Here is a 12,890-nt window from a genome sequence, read left to right on the forward strand (position 1 = left end):
TCTTCAATGCCCAAGATTGCCCTGTCCGCACGGATGCTAGCGGGCCTTTCACTCTCCCTGTTGCTGCCCCTGGCCTGCGCCGCCGAGCTCGTCGGTTTTCGTGAAATAACCCTGCCCGATGCAAGCAAGCAGCGCCCCCTGCATGTCGCCCTCTGGTACCCCACCGAAACCGCCAGCCCGCTTCTGGTATCGGCAGAGAACCCGATCTTCCAGGGCCTGCCCACCATCAAGGATGCCTCTCCTGCCCCTGCGGCCCATCCCTTGGTGGTCCTGTCACACGGCTATCGCGGCAACTGGCGCAACCTCAGCTGGCTGGTCACTTCGCTGGTCGGCCAGGGTTATGTGGTCGCCGCCCCTGACCACCCGGGCACCACGAGTTTCGACCAGCGTCCGGAAGAAGCGGCGAAGCTTTGGCAGCGTCCCCGGGACCTGAGCCGGGTCATAGACGCACTGAGCGCTGACCAGTCCCTGGCAGGCGCGGTCGACCCGCAGCGCATCGCCGCCATCGGCCATTCGCTGGGCGGCTGGACGGTCACCGTATTGGCCGGCGCCCGCTATAGCCCGCAACGCTTCCTGGAGGAATGTCGGCTGCATCCCAACCCGCGTCTGTGCGGGCTGGCTCCGGAGCTGGGAATTGCGCCGCAAAACCAGGGTTCTCTGGGCACCGACCTGCGGGACCCGCGAATCAAGGCGGTCGTCTCCCTGGACCCGGGGCTGGTCCGTGGGTTCACCCCGCAAAGCTTGTCAGCGGTGCAGACGCCGACCCTGATCCTGGGAGCAGGAGTCGATATTGCCAGCATGCCGGTGGAGCAGGAGTCGGGCTACCTGGAAACCCACCTGCCGTCGGCCACCTCCAGCCTGCTGGTGATCGCCGATGCCAGCCATTTCAGCTTCATGCAAATCTGCAAGCCAGGTGCCCCGGCCCTGCTCCGGGAAGAGAACCCCGAGGATGAAATCATCTGCCGGGACGGCGGCCAGCGCAGCCGCGAAGCGATTCACCAGCAAGCGAGCCAGGTCATCGGCGACTTTCTCCAACGGAGCCTGGCCGGCCTGCCACCGGGACAGTGATCAGGCCGCCTCTTCCTGGGCCGCGGCCTTGGGCTTGCGCCATTGGGGCAGGCCGATCAGCACTACGGCACTGATGATCACCAGCATGGCCATGGCCTCCTCGATGCCAATGGTTTCGCCGACGAAGACGATGCCCAGCAGCACCGCCACCGCCGGGTTGACATAGGCGTAGCTGGTGGCCGCGGCTGGGCGCACGTGCTTGAGCAGGTACATGTAGGCGTTGAAGGCGATGATCGAACCGAAACCGGCCAGGTAGGCCAGGGCCAGCCAGCCTTCCATCGGAGGCAGGGTGTCCAGATGCTCACCGCTCAGGGCACTGCCGATCATCAGTACCACGCCACCGACGAGCATTTCCGCGGCACTGGCCATGGCGCCCTGGGGCAGCGGCAAATGCTTGCTCCACACCGAGCCGAAAGCCCAGGCCGCCGCAGCGAACAGCAGCAAGGCGGCGCCCATCGGGCTCGACTGCAGGTTGGACCCCAGGTTGAGCATGCCGATGCCAATCATCCCGAGGACGATCCCGGCCCACTCCAGGCGCGTGTTGCGTGCGCCCCAGAAATACCCGCAGAGCAGGGTGAACAAAGGCACCGTGGCCACCGCCAGCGCCGCGACGCCGGAGGTCACCCCGGAGTGTTCGGCCAGCGTTACCGCGCCATTGCCACAGCTCAACAGCAGCACACCGATGATCCCTGCGGCCTTCCATTGCGCCCAGGTCGGCGCCGGCACCCCGCGCCAGCGCAGAAAGGCGTACATCAGGCTACCGGCGATGATGAAGCGAATGCCGCCGAGCATCAGTGGCGGCCAGTATTCGACGCCGATGCGAATCACCAGGTACGTCGAGCCCCAGATCACGTAGAGGGCAAAAAAGGCGGCGATCAACGGCAGCGGAAAACGGCTTTGGCCAGGCATGGGGGGCGGCTCTGAGGCAGGCAGGGGGAGGTCTATTCTAGAAACTCGGCCCAGGGAACTTAAGTTACAAAACCTGTTTATAACGCCCGTACACTTTCCAAAAGATGGAGATAAGGGCTATATACCGTGCTTTCGAAAGCTGGATAGATCGAGAGCCTTCCATGGACAAGTACGACCGCATGCTCCTGGCCAGCCTGCTGGAAAATGGCCGGGCGAGTTACGCCGAACTGGCACGCAAGGTGAATCTCTCAGCACCGGCGGTGGCCGAACGCGTGGCCAAGCTGGAGGCCAGCGGAGTGATCACCGGCTACCAGGCCAAAGTCGACATGGCCAAGGTCGGCTTGCCGATCCAGTGCGTGATCGAACTGCGCCTGGCCCAGCACGGCAACCAGAAGGCCTATGACGAACTGATCAAGATTCCCCAGCTCACCGAGTGCCACCGGGTCACCGGCGACCCCTGCGTGATCATGCAGGCCGCAGTGGGATCGATGCCGGAGCTGGAGGAGTTGATCAACCGCGTGGCCCAGTTCGGTTTCAGCAAGACCTCCATCGTGCTCTCCAGCGCCATTGAACGGCGCGTGCCCCTGGGGCAACTGGAAAGCAAATGAACCTCGGGCCTCAGAACCCGCGGTGGCGCTTGAGGTGTTCGGGGACTTTGGCCGCGGGAACCTTCTGCAGTTTGCACAGGAAGTCATGGGACAGCTCGCGCAGGCCATGCTTGTGCCTCAGTTCGCCGGCCAGATGCGCCACCAGGTTGGCGGCCATTTCGGCGTCGGCCATGGCGCGGTGAGCCTGGCCGGTGTGCGGCAGGCCGGCGAATGAAGTCAGGGTGCCCAGCTTGTGATTAGGAGCCGCCGGCATCAGGCGCCGCGCCAGCAGCAGCGAACAGGCGAAGTTCTGCAGGCGGGTGCGCTTGATCCGGCCCAGCTCGAAATCCCAGAACTTTTGGTCGAAGGCCGCGTTGTGCGCCAGCAACGGCGTGATGCCGACGAACTCGTTGACCTCGTTCATCACCTGCTCTGCCGGGGGTGCGCTGCGCAACATGGCATTGCTGATGCCGGTCAGTTGCTCAATAAAGGCCGGCACCCGCACGCCGGCGTTCATCAGGCTCTGGTAACGCTCGACGATGCGCCCCTGCTCAAGGATCACCACGGCTATTTCCGTGGCCCGGCAACTGCTGCTCGGGGAGATCCCGGTGGTTTCAAAGTCGATGACGGCAATGCGTTCCAAACCTGTCCTGCTCCGTATGAAAATTGATCAGCTTTTAAGCAGCAAGGCGCCTTCGATCGGTACATAGCGCGTAGCCGCGCGAATCAGCGAATTGGCGGTCAGCCCCGGCACGCCATAGGCCACCGCGCTGACCCCGTGCTTGTGGATGATGCGCTCCAGCAGCAGGTCGAAATCACCGTCGCCAGAAGCCAGCACCACTTCGTCGACATGGGCCGCAGCGTCCATGATGTCGATGGTGATGCCCACGTCCCAGTCGCCCTTGGCCGAGCCGTCGCTGCGCTGGATATAGGGCTTGAGTTTTACCGTGAAGCCCAGGTTGCGCAGGATCTGCTGGAACTGCTGTTGCTTGCTGTCACCACGGTCGATGGCATAGGCATAGGCTTCGACAATCTGCCCTTGCTTGCTGATATCCGCCCACAGCGCCGCATAGTTGAAGTGGCAACCATAGGCCTGACGAACGGTGTAGTAGAGGTTCTGGACATCGGCGAACACAGCGATTTTCTTCACCGCTAATCCTCATGGCGCAGCAGCGCAGGGGCTGGATCGGGCCTAGGGCCCCGAAAAGTCGCCCAGTATGCCAGTCGCAGGGATTGTTCCGCGAATAATCGGTCCGGGGCAGGTGTTTGCCCCGGACCGACGCAGGTCAGACGAAGGAGTCGTCGTCGGAGAAGAACGAGCTGTCGTCGTTGTCGTAGTCGGCGTTGCTGAAGCCACCCTGGTCGTTGTTGCCCCAGGAGTCGTTGTTGGCCAGGCGCTGCTCGTCATTGCCCCAGCCGCTGTTGTCGCTGGCCGGCGCCGGCTCTTCCTTGATGACTTCGACGATTTCCTGGGGCTGTTGGTTGTTATGGAACAGGCTGCTGATGCCCTGGGCCAGCATGACCCCGCCCGCAACGCCGGCGGCAGTTTTCAAGGCGCCGCCCAGGAAACTGCTACCCGCCGCCGGTGCCTGCTGCGGTGCATAGTTCTGTGGCGGTGCGGCGTAATTCTGCTGCGGCGCGCCGAAGTTCTGTTGCGCGGGGGCGCCAAAGGAAGAACGCGCCGGTTCACGCCAGCCACCACCGGACGACGGTGGCGGTGCGCTCTGGCTCGGTGCCGGCTGTGGCTCGCGGGAACCGCCGAAGATGCTCGACAGGAAACCGCCACTGGCCGCCGGTGCCGGAGCACTGGCCTGGGCCCGGGCCTGTTGCAGGTCAGCCTGCAATTGCTGGACTTGCTGGGTCAGCTGCTGGTTCTGCTCGTTGAGGCTCTTGAGTGCGGCCTCCTGCACCAGGATCGCCTGGGTCATGAAATACCCGGCCGCAGGCTGGCGGGTCAGATGCTCCTTGATCCGCGCCTCTGCCTGGGCGTCGCGCGGGGCTGAATCCGTTTCGGCTTGCTGCAACCGTGAAAACAGTCCATCGATCAGGGTTTGCTCTTGGTTGTTCATGGCGACCTCTTTAGATTGCCGGTAGAAATCTGGTCCGCCGCTCGGACAGAGCGGTGGTACGCACCAGTTATGGGGCTGGTGCGACGACTTTCAATGGTCTTTACCCAAGGTTTACGTTTGCTCGGGCGGGGCCTGCATCGGTTAAAGTGTGCAACCGCTTCTTCAACTGCGATCTCATCGAATGAATCCGTTAGATGTACTGCGTGACTCTCTGTATTTCTTCCAGCGCAACCTCGGGCAGATCGCCCAGCTGTGCCTGCCGCTGGTGATTCTCGAAGCCTTGCTGCAGCAAGGGGTCAACAGTGCCCTGGGCCCCGATACCTTCCCGGGCTACAGCGTGGTGGTGGGCCTTCTGGTGTATCCGTTGTACACCGGTGCGCTGATCCTGTTTCTCGACGCCCGCACCCGGGGCGAGTCGCCGCGTACCCGGGACCTGCTGGCCATGGCCCTGACCCTGTGGCCGCGTTTTGCCCTGCTGACGGCGGTCAGCACCCTGCTGATCCTGCTGGGGTTGTCGCTGTATTTCCTGCCGGGGCTGTGGCTGATGGTGGTACTGGCTTTCGCCGAGTACCTGCTGGTGCTCAAGGGCATGGCGCCGCTGGCGGCCATCAGTGAAAGTTTCCGCCTCAGCCGTGGGCACTTCCTGCGGATCCTGGTGTGCATCCTGGCGGTAATGACCCCGCTGTGGCTGCTCAAGGGTGCCAGTGAAGCGGCCTATTCCGAACCGCTGAACCCGCTGCTGTCCCTGGCCATCGATAGCGCCTACAGCTTCCTGCAGCTGTTCACCAGCGTGGTGCTGTTCCGCCTGTTCATGCTGATCAGCGAGCAGCCGGACAAGCGCTGAATCCTCCCCCGGCCGCTCTGCCCCTTGGGTGACGGCCGTGCTCTCGGTTATGCTCCGGGGCCATCCTGCAACGCCATAAGCCGAGCCGATGATCCGTCTACTTCGCATCACCCTGTTGAGCCTGTTGTTGATCGGTCTGGTGCTGGCCGGGCTGGTCTACAGCCTGACCTGGCGCCCGGAAGCCAAGGAAAGCCTCGCTGTCAGTTGCAGCGCCCAGGCCGCGCCGCTGGTGCCGGGCCAGGCCCTGAAAGTGATGACCTGGAACCTGCAGTACCTGGCGGGCAAGCGCTATGTGTTCTGGAACGACCAGGCACAGGGCGAGGACGAGCAGCCGACCCTGGAGGACATGGCCTTCAGCCTCGACGAAGTGGCTCGCGTGATCCGCGACGAACAACCGGACCTGGTGCTGCTGCAGGAAGTGGACAACGGTGCCAAGGCCAGCGCCTACCAGGACCAGCTCAAACTCCTGCAGGAACGCCTTACCGATCTCTACCCCTGCAGCACCCAGGCTTACGACTGGAAAGCCGATTTCGTACCATCGCCGCATATTTTCGGCAGTGTCGGCCGACAACTGGCCACCCTCAGCCGCTATCGCATCGATCACGCCGAACGCCTGCAACTGCCCACAGCCGAACACGGCTTCATCGGCCGGCAGTTCCAGCCCAGGGAGGCCCTGCTGCTGAGCTACCTGCCCCTGAACGACGGCGGCCAGGTGGCGGTGCTCAATACCCATCTGGAACGTGCTCGCACGCCTGGCCAGACGCAATCAAGGCAGGTCGCAGCCATTGGCAAAGTCCTGGATAAACTCGAAGGCCGCGGCACGCCCTGGCTGATTGGCGGGGATTTCAACCTGTTGCCCCTGGGCCAGTACCAGCGACTGAGCGACGTGCAACGGGCGCCCTACAGTGCCGACAGCCCGCTGCACCTGCTGTGGGACAAATACCCGATGATCCCCAGCAACACCCAGGCCAGCGGCGTCGACCGCGCACATTGGCTGACCCACTACCCCAACGACCCGAGCCTCGACGGCCCGGATCGCACGGTGGACTACCTGTTCTACAGCCCGCGGCTCAAGCGAGTCGAATCCCGGGTGCGCCAGGACGATACCTTGCGCATCTCCGACCACCTGCCGGTGCTGGCCCGGTTCCTCTTGCCGGCGCAATAAACCCCAGAGCGGCACCCATCACCTGTAGCCGCTGCCGAGGCGGCGATCGAGCGTGTAGCGCTGGCAACGGCTTGGCCCAGATTCCGCCTGACACACCGAGGCGTCCGTTTTGCGGGGGCTGCGCCCCCGGGTGCAGCCTCGCACGCTCGGCAGCGGCTACAGGGCAGTACGGGAGTTCGGGTTATTTGCGCGGTTTGACCCGCGCCGTGGCTTCGGCGATCAGCGGGTCATCCGGCCAGTAGTGCTTGGGGTAACGGCCCTTGAGGTCCTTTTTCACCTCGGCGTAGGTGCTGCGCCAGAAGTTCGCCAGATCCTGGGTGACCTGTACCGGACGTCGTGCCGGAGACAACAGGTGCAACTTGACCACCTGGCGGCCACCGGCAATGCGCGGTGTTTGCGCCAGGCCGAACAGCTCCTGCAGGCGTACCGCCAGGATGGGTGGATGCTCGCTGTAGTCCAGGCGAATCGACGACCCGGAAGGCACCGTCAGGTGATGGGGGGCCAGCTCATCCAGGCGCTGAGGCAGTGGCCAGGGCAGCAGGTTGTGGATAATTCCGGCCAGTTCCAGGTTGGCGAAGTGGCTGAGCCGCGAGACCTTGCCCAGGTAGGGCTGCAACCACTGCTCCAGCCCCTTGAGCAAGGCCCCGTCACTGACATCCGGCCATTGGCTGGCGCCCGTGGCCTCCAGGTCCAACTGGCGCAACAACGCTACCCGGGCCTGCCACTGGCGTAGCTCCGGGGTCCAGGGCAGCAGCTCCAAGCCTTTGCGCCGGACCAGATTGACCAGGGCCTGAGTGCGGGCGGACTCATCCAGCCCGCTTAGCGGTTCGCGGCTGAGCACCAGTTCGCCGACCTTGCGCTGGCGTTCGGCCCGCAACACGCCTTCGCGCTCGTCCCAATCCAGCTGATCGACTTGCCGCACCTGCTCCGCCAGTACCGAATCGAACAACACCGGATCGAAATCCGCCGCCAGGTAGATGCGCTCCTCGCGCTGCCCCTGGCGGCTGCCCAGGTCAGCGATCACCAGCCAGGGTTGCTTCATCAGGCTGTCAGTTTCGCTGAACAGCGCCGCGCGGCCGTTGGCCAGGCGGTATTCGGCACCGCCGGGGCGCCGCTGCTGGGCCACCCGATCGGGATAGGCCAGGGCCAACAGGGCGCCGAGCCAGCGCGGGTGCTCCGGGTCGGCCACCGCAGCCTCGGGCTGCCCGCGCAGATAGCCCCGGTACTGGCGCGCCAGTTGTCGGGCACGCTGCACCCCGCCCTGGGCTCCGCGAGCGGCACGCTCTTCCCCGCCAAGCAGCACCAGGCGGCTGTGCAGGTCGGCGCCGGCGCCGCGCAGGATATCCCGTTCCCCCAGCAGCGCCGCGACATCGCAAGCCATCGGCGCCAACCCCAGGGACTGGCCGCGCAGCAGCAGATGGGCAATGCGCGGGTGAGCCGGCAACTCGGCCATGGCCTGGCCGTGGCGGGTCAGGCTGCCATCGTCATTCAACGCCCCCAGGCGCACCAGCAAGTCCTGGGCCTGGGCATAAGCGGCACTGGGGGGAGCGTCCAGCCATACCAGTTGATTTGGCGTCACGCCCCAGCGCGCCAGTTGCAGGGCCAATCCGGCCAGGTCCGCCTGGAGGATTTCCGCACTGGCATAGGCGGCCAGTTGCTCCTGTTGATCGGCCGACCACAAGCGGTAGCACACGCCGGGCTCCAGACGCCCGGCACGCCCGGCGCGCTGGGTGGCGCTGGCCCGGGAGATACGCTGGGTATCGAGGCGGGTCATGCCGCTGCCGGGATCGAAACGCGGTACCCGCGCCAGCCCGGCATCCACCACCACCCGCACGCCATTGATGGTCAGGCTAGTTTCGGCAATGTTGGTGGCCAGCACCACTTTGCGCTTGCCCGACGGCGCCGGGTCGATGGCTGCGCGCTGGGCTGCCAGGTCCAGCTCGCCATGCAACGGGCAGAGCAGGATCTCGCTGCGCTCGCCCAAGGCTTCGGCCAACTGCTGGTGCACCCGGCGGATCTCCGCCTGGCCGGGGAGGAACACCAGCAGGCTGCCGCTTTCATCGTTGAGGGCCTCGAGCACCGTCTGCACCACCCTTGGCTCGATGAATTCACCGGGCTGGAAGGGTCGGCCCCAGCGCTGGGCCACCGGGAACATGCGCCCTTCACTGCGCAGGATCGGCGCATCGCCGAGCAGCGTCGACAGGCGCTCGCCTTCCAGCGTCGCCGACATCAGCAGGATCTTCAGTGGTTGCTCGTCACGAAACAGCTCGCGGCCATTGAGGCTCAGGGCCAGGGCCAGATCGGCGTCCAGGCTGCGTTCGTGGAATTCATCGAAGATCAGCAGGCCGACGCCTTCCAGGGCCGGGTCATCCTGCAGGCGCCGGGTGAGGATGCCTTCGGTGACCACCTCGATGCGGGTACGCGGGCCGACCTTGCTGTCCAGGCGGATGCGATAACCCACGGTCTCGCCGACTTTCTCTCCCAGCTCGCTGGCCAGGCGCTCGGCGGCGGCCCGGGCGGCCAGGCGCCGGGGCTCGAGCATGAGGATGGTCTGTCCGGCCAGCCAGTCCTGGTCCAGGAGCGCCAGGGGCACGCGGGTCGTCTTGCCGGCACCGGGCGGGGCTTCGAGCACCGCTTCATGGCGTGTCGCCAGGGCGGTACGCAGTGCAGGCAAAACTTCATCAATTGGCAAAGAATTCATGCTGGCTCCAAAACAGAGGCGCGAGTATAACGGCGAACTGCCTGGGGTTAATCATGGTCTGAGTGCTGATCGACAAGACTCAACACCCCGCTTCATCCCTCGTTGCTTTCGTGCTTGCTAGGAGATTTCCATGCGTATTTCCCACCGTGTCATCGGCGGCGTTCTGGTGGCCACCCTGCTGACCCAACTCACCGCCTGCGGCTCGATCTTCTTCCCCGACCGGCGCGGCCAGATCGACGGCAAGATCGATCCCCTGGTGGCTGTGCTGGATGCGGTTGGCCTGCTGTTCTACGTGATCCCGGGGCTGATCGCCTTCGGCGTCGACTTCGCCACCGGGGCCATCTACCTGGAGCCGGGCAAGACCGCGCAGATCGCGCCGGAAAAACTGCAACAGGCCATCGGCGCCGACGGTAAAGTCGACAACCGCAAGCTGCAGGCCATCCTGGAAAGCGAACTGGGGGGCAGTTTCCCCCTGGATGACCCACGCCTGATCCAGCACAAGGGCAGCGTGCAGCAACTGGCGCTGTACGGCCTGCAACCTGCTGCCTGATCACTTTTACCCAGGAACCCGCCATCAATGACCGCCAACTCGGAACACGCCCGCCTCCTGCGCCTGGCCACCCGCGCCTCGGTCACCGTGGCGGGCATACTGATCGTGACCAAGGCTGTCGCCTGGTGGCTCAGCGGCTCGGTGAGCATGCTCGCCGGGCTCACCGACTCGGTGCTGGACGGTTTCACCTCGCTGCTCAACCTGCTGGCAGTGCATTACGCCCTGCGCCCGGCAGACGACGACCACCGCTATGGCCACGGCAAGGCCGAGTCCCTGGCGGGCATGGCCCAGGCATTGTTCATCGCCGGCAGCGCGGTTCTGATTGCCTTCCAGGCGGCGCAACGCCTGCAACATCCGGAACCGGTAGGCGCGCCCTGGCTGAGCATCGGGGTGATCGTCCTGTCGCTGGCGCTGACCATCGCCCTGCTGCTCCTGCAGCACCGGGTGATCCGGGCGACCGGATCCAATGCAGTGCGCGCCGACTCCCTGCACTACCGCTCCGACCTGATGCTCAACGGCAGCATCCTGCTGGCCCTGGTGCTGGCGGCGTTCGGCCTGCATCAGGTGGACGCCTGGTTCGGCCTGGGGATTGCCGTCTACATTCTCTGGAGCGCGATCCAGATCGCCCGGGAGAGCTTCTCGGTGCTGATGGACCAGGAGCTGCCACCGGACGTCAGCCAGCACATGCTGGAGCTGGCGTGCAGTGTGCCGGGAGTACTGGGGGCCCATGACCTGCGCACACGGATTTCCGGCAGCCACTGGTTTGTCCAACTGCACCTGGAATTACCCGGGGAACTGACCCTTTCGGTGGCCCATGGCATCAGCGACCAGGCCGCCGATGCCATCCAGAAGGCCTATCCACGGGCCGAAGTGCTGGTGCACGCCGACCCGCAGGAAGTGGTGAAGGCAGCCAGGGCTCAGTAGGTCACCTGATAGCCCCGTGAGCTCAAGCAGTTGCCCTGGGCCTGGCGGTAGGCCTGGACCACTTGCGGGGCCGGCTGATAGGTCACGCTCGCAGGATCGAAGCCGCTCTGCTGCACCGCCCAGCGATAGCAGTCGTAACGGTCCTGGTCGATCTGCTGCGGCGACTGGCCGTTGACCGGGTAGGCCAGCACGTCATAGCCATTGCCGCTCTGCTGCGGGTCCGCAACCGGCACGCCGGCAGGTGGCTCGACCACCACGTACTGCTGGGTGTTGGCTTCGTAGGTGTAGTAGGCCCCTGCCGCCAGAAAGAACAGCGCGCTGCCGATCCAGACTTCCCGCGCATAGTCGGGCAGGTACGTCACGCGAATGCCATAGGGCGGGCGCACCACCACATAGCGCGGGCCTTGCGGGCGGTACCAGTAACCACCAGAGAAAAAGTAATCCTGGCCGCGATAGGCGACCCGGTCATTGCGCCCGGGGAAGCGGTCGATCACATACCCGGGGCGGTACTGCGGCCCGGGGCCCCAGCCATTGCCATGGCCATCAGGGCGGCCCGGCCAGCGGTAGTCGTTGGGATGGCCGCCACCTGGCCGAGAGCCCGGGCCGCCAGCCTGCCAATGCTGGTTGTAGTCGTTGCGCCGGGGAATGTCCTGATAGTAGCCACGCTGTGGCTCCTGGGTCTGGCGCACGGTGTCGGGGCGGCCCTGGATCGGCAGGTTGTTTGGCTGCTGCACCTGGGGTTGTGGCACAGGGGCCGGGCGAACCTGCTGATTGGGATCGTGCTGAGGCCGGTTCTGCCACTGCCCTCCCGGGTTCTGGCCGTTGTGCTCAAACTGACGGCTGTTATCGCCGCGAATGATTTCATTCTGCGGCCGCTGTGGCTGCGCACTGGGTGGTGGACGGTTGGGAACATTGGCGGGCCGCGGCGGGGCATTTTCCGGGCGGCCCTGGCCTTGATGCTCTCGCTGCTCGCCCCCGGGAGCGCCATGCTGCGCAGGCGGCCGATTCTCGTCTCGCTCATCGGCGAGCAACTGAGCGTTGACGCTCAGGCACAACACACCAACACCTGCCATACGCCAGATGCGCGACTTCATGCTATTCCTCACTGCGGATAGGGGGGGCCTGTACATAAGACTGAAAAAGCCATGGGCGGTTCTGCATCAGGTTATCAGTCACGAGACTTATTTCGCAGGCAATAAAAAAGGGCGGCCCGTCGGCCGCCCTTTGAGATTTTGTCCGTGCTCGGCGCTTTTGACGCCGGCTCACCTCACTCCGTCTTCTGGACAGTGTGTAGCCCGGGGGCCGGCTCAACCCTGTGGGATTGGCGGCCGCGGCAGGCCTGATTCGGCGGGCCGCAGTGGACTCTATGTCCGGGCAGTGATTCTGGTGATAAGAATAGGCGCGCAGCGAAGACAGAGGATTGCGAAGATTGCTTGTAAAAACACCACTTGCGCAATTTTTAACTCAAGATAGATAATTCAACGCAATAGTTACGACAAAGGCCCGATTGATGAGCAAACTCGACCGCTACGACCTGAGCATTTTGGCGGAGTTGCAACGCGACGCCCGTATCTCCAACCAGGAACTGGCCGAGCGCATCGGCCTGTCACCCTCGCCCTGCTCGCGCCGGGTCAAGCAGCTGGAGGACGATGGCTACATTTCCCGCCAGGTCGCCCTGCTGGACCGCAAGATGCTCGGTCTGAGCCTGACCGCCTATGTCCTGATCGGCATGGACCGGCACACGCCGGAACGCTTCGAGAATTTCGAAGCCGCGATCCGCAGCCTGCCCCAGGTGCTGGAGTGCAGCCTGGTGACCGGGGTCGATGCCGACTACCAGCTCAAGGTGGTGGTACCGGACATGGACCATTACCAGAAGCTGCTGCTCGGCCATCTGACCCGTATCGAGGGCGTGACCAGCGTGCGTTCGAGCTTCGTGCTCAATCAGGTGCTCAACAGCACCGAACTGCCGCTGACCCACCTGCGCAACTGAATCCCGGCCCCCGCTGTGGCGACATAACGCATGCAGATCAATGCTTGGGCCGCGGGCGTTGGCGTATACTCGCCCGGCATTTT

13 protein-coding genes are annotated in these 12,890 nt (G+C 64.6%); 7 read left to right on the top strand and 6 right to left on the bottom strand.

The window, feature by feature from the left end:
- Positions 1 to 6: 6 nt before the first annotated feature.
- Positions 7 to 1,068: an alpha/beta hydrolase family protein gene (locus AC1RL5_RS23510; RefSeq protein ID WP_492590111.1), complete on the top strand. Its 1,062-nt coding sequence runs from the start codon at positions 7 to 9 to the stop codon at positions 1,066 to 1,068.
- Here AC1RL5_RS23510 and yedA read toward each other — a convergent pair whose 3' ends face one another.
- A complete protein-coding gene (gene yedA, locus AC1RL5_RS23515) occupies positions 1,069 to 1,977 on the bottom strand; it encodes a drug/metabolite exporter YedA (protein ID WP_011063629.1) in 909 nt (302 codons plus the stop codon).
- A 161-nt stretch (positions 1,978 to 2,138) separates the two neighbouring features.
- Here yedA and AC1RL5_RS23520 point away from each other — a divergent pair, with 161 nt between their 5' ends.
- A complete protein-coding gene (locus AC1RL5_RS23520) occupies positions 2,139 to 2,585 on the top strand; it encodes an Lrp/AsnC family transcriptional regulator (RefSeq protein WP_011063630.1) in 447 nt (148 codons plus the stop codon).
- 10 nt (positions 2,586 to 2,595) lie between these two features.
- On the opposite strand, the gene AC1RL5_RS23525 is transcribed toward AC1RL5_RS23520, so the two are convergent.
- The 3 genes from AC1RL5_RS23525 to AC1RL5_RS23535 all read right to left on the bottom strand — a co-directional run bounded on the left by AC1RL5_RS23525 (position 2,596) and on the right by AC1RL5_RS23535 (position 4,633).
- A complete protein-coding gene (locus AC1RL5_RS23525; protein ID WP_011063631.1) occupies positions 2,596 to 3,207 on the bottom strand; it encodes a 3'-5' exonuclease in 612 nt (203 codons plus the stop codon).
- A gap of 27 nt (positions 3,208 to 3,234) precedes the next feature.
- Positions 3,235 to 3,714: an NYN domain-containing protein gene (locus AC1RL5_RS23530; protein ID WP_011063632.1), complete on the bottom strand. Its 480-nt coding sequence runs from the start codon at positions 3,712 to 3,714 to the stop codon at positions 3,235 to 3,237.
- A 136-nt stretch (positions 3,715 to 3,850) separates the two neighbouring features.
- A complete protein-coding gene (locus tag AC1RL5_RS23535) occupies positions 3,851 to 4,633 on the bottom strand; it encodes a DUF2076 domain-containing protein (protein WP_072452924.1) in 783 nt (260 codons plus the stop codon).
- 181 nt (positions 4,634 to 4,814) lie between these two features.
- On the opposite strand from AC1RL5_RS23535, the gene AC1RL5_RS23540 reads away from it, so the two are divergent.
- Positions 4,815 to 5,477, top strand: a complete 663-nt coding sequence (locus tag AC1RL5_RS23540) for a YciC family protein (RefSeq protein ID WP_019093827.1) — start codon at positions 4,815 to 4,817, stop codon at positions 5,475 to 5,477.
- 88 nt (positions 5,478 to 5,565) lie between these two features.
- Positions 5,566 to 6,642, top strand: coding sequence for an endonuclease/exonuclease/phosphatase family protein (locus AC1RL5_RS23545; RefSeq protein WP_015637151.1), 1,077 nt, complete (start codon positions 5,566 to 5,568; stop codon positions 6,640 to 6,642).
- Between the two features lie 181 nt (positions 6,643 to 6,823).
- On the opposite strand, the gene hrpB is transcribed toward AC1RL5_RS23545, so the two are convergent.
- Positions 6,824 to 9,343 carry an ATP-dependent helicase HrpB gene (hrpB, locus tag AC1RL5_RS23550; protein WP_072452922.1) on the bottom strand — a complete coding sequence of 840 codons (2,520 nt, stop codon included), beginning with the start codon at positions 9,341 to 9,343 and terminating at the stop codon, positions 6,824 to 6,826.
- Positions 9,344 to 9,473: 130 nt separating this feature from the next.
- Here hrpB and AC1RL5_RS23555 point away from each other — a divergent pair, with 130 nt between their 5' ends.
- Both AC1RL5_RS23555 and AC1RL5_RS23560 read left to right on the top strand, forming a co-directional pair.
- Positions 9,474 to 9,893 (top strand): hypothetical protein, encoded by a 420-nt coding sequence (locus AC1RL5_RS23555; protein WP_011063637.1) that lies wholly within the window; start codon positions 9,474 to 9,476, stop codon positions 9,891 to 9,893.
- A 27-nt stretch (positions 9,894 to 9,920) separates the two neighbouring features.
- Positions 9,921 to 10,817, top strand: coding sequence for a cation diffusion facilitator family transporter (locus tag AC1RL5_RS23560; RefSeq protein WP_019093824.1), 897 nt, complete (start codon positions 9,921 to 9,923; stop codon positions 10,815 to 10,817).
- On the opposite strand, the gene AC1RL5_RS23565 is transcribed toward AC1RL5_RS23560, so the two are convergent.
- The gene (locus AC1RL5_RS23565) at positions 10,811 to 11,911 is read right to left on the bottom strand and encodes a DUF6515 family protein (protein WP_011063639.1); all 1,101 of its coding nucleotides are present in this window, start codon (positions 11,909 to 11,911) and stop codon (positions 10,811 to 10,813) included. The genes AC1RL5_RS23560 and AC1RL5_RS23565 overlap by 7 nt on opposite strands.
- A gap of 416 nt (positions 11,912 to 12,327) precedes the next feature.
- Here AC1RL5_RS23565 and AC1RL5_RS23570 point away from each other — a divergent pair, with 416 nt between their 5' ends.
- On the top strand, positions 12,328 to 12,807 hold the full coding sequence (locus AC1RL5_RS23570; RefSeq protein ID WP_011063640.1) for an Lrp/AsnC family transcriptional regulator: 480 nt from the start codon (positions 12,328 to 12,330) through the stop codon (positions 12,805 to 12,807).
- Positions 12,808 to 12,890: the final 83 nt, after the last annotated feature.

It is taken from the genome of Pseudomonas sp. GW822-FHT06D10 (genome assembly GCF_058799535.1).